This window comes from Streptomyces sp. NPDC002130, from assembly GCF_040296465.1.
Lineage (GTDB): Bacteria > Actinomycetota > Actinomycetes > Streptomycetales > Streptomycetaceae > Streptomyces.
This window is the reverse complement of the sequence record NZ_JBEOXI010000930.1, coordinates 1-1,302: the sequence shown is the minus strand read 5'-3', so window position 1 is coordinate 1,302 and position 1,302 is coordinate 1. Positions and strand designations below refer to the sequence as shown.

The following is a 1,302-nucleotide window of genomic DNA, read 5'->3' as shown; positions in this document are numbered from 1 at the left end:
GCCGACGCCCGTGCCGTCGCCGGAATCCAGCAGCTCGGCGGCGTACCGGCGCTGCGACTTCGACCTGCAGTCCTGGGTGGCGCCCGAACCCCTCGAACAGGCACGCGCACTTGTCGCCGCTCAGAAAGACACACTCAAATGACCGAGGTCTACTGGGAGCTACCCTCGCGCGGCGACGGACGCCGGGCAGTGGCCGCACCGAACAGTCGAGGCGGATTCGGCGCACAACGCCCCACCACAATCGCGACCGATGTTCGCCCCGGAAACTTCGGGCCCTTCGACGAACTGGCGCAGATCGTTCTCGCCGCCGAACTGTCTGGCGTCGACGGCGTTGTCGCACCGTACGATCCGAATGGGGAAGAATCCTGGATCGTTGCCGCCGCCGCACTACGTCAGACGCGTCATTCGCGAGTGGTCGTGGAATTTCATCCCACTTTCGGCACTCCTGTCTACGCCGCCAAAATGTCCGCGACACTTCAGCGTCTGTCGGCAGGTCGTCTCGAGTGGCGAGTGAAGGTCGATACTGACGCCGAAGATGCCACCGCTCGCGGAGACGTGGTTCGAGGAGCCGACCGCTACGCGCGCGCCGCGGAGTTCCTGACCGTCGCCCGTGGCGTATGGAACGAGGAACAAATTCTGCCAGGCGGATTCGGTGGCACGGGTTACGACTTCGACGGCGAATACTACGACGTGCTCGGCGGCGGATTCCGAGGCATCTTGTCGGGACTCCCTTTTCCCCGAGTGCATCTGACCGGGGACTCACCGGAAGCTCTGGAACTGTCCGCTCACCACGGCGACGTCCATCAGTTCACGCTCGCCGGTGACGAGCTCTCGACGCGGATCACGGCCCTCGACGACCGAGCGTCCGAACTCGGCAGGACTGTCGAGAAGGTGCTGCGCATCCCGATCATCGCGAGGGAGACAGCCGACGAAGCCTGGGCTCGCGTCGAACGGCAACTGAGAGAATCCGATTCCACTGCGTTCGAGATCGATCGGGGCGGCATCCTCTGGTCCGGATTCGACCGCATCGGCTACGAGCACAGCATCGGTCTTGTCGGAAGCTACGAGGAAGTGGCACAGCGACTCTCGTCGTATCGAGATCTCGGCGTGGACGGTTTCGTCCTGTCGGGTCGGCCACACATCGAAGAGCTGCACCGGGCGGGCGAGCATCTCCTGCACCTGGTCGATCCCGAGGGTCGGATCCGCAAGGAAGAGAAGGCCACCACAGAAGGACAGGCCTCTCACCTGCTGCAACTGGAGCGTGGCGAGGAACACGGTGACGGCGTAGCCCATGTTGGCCAC

Annotated in this window: 1 protein-coding gene; it reads left to right on the top strand. The window is 64.2% G+C overall.

Annotated features, from left to right (window positions below):
• Positions 1 to 138 precede the first annotated feature (138 nt).
• A partial coding sequence (locus ABT116_RS47095; protein WP_351647517.1) for an LLM class flavin-dependent oxidoreductase occupies positions 139 to 1,302 on the top strand: 1,164 nt, incomplete at its 3' end.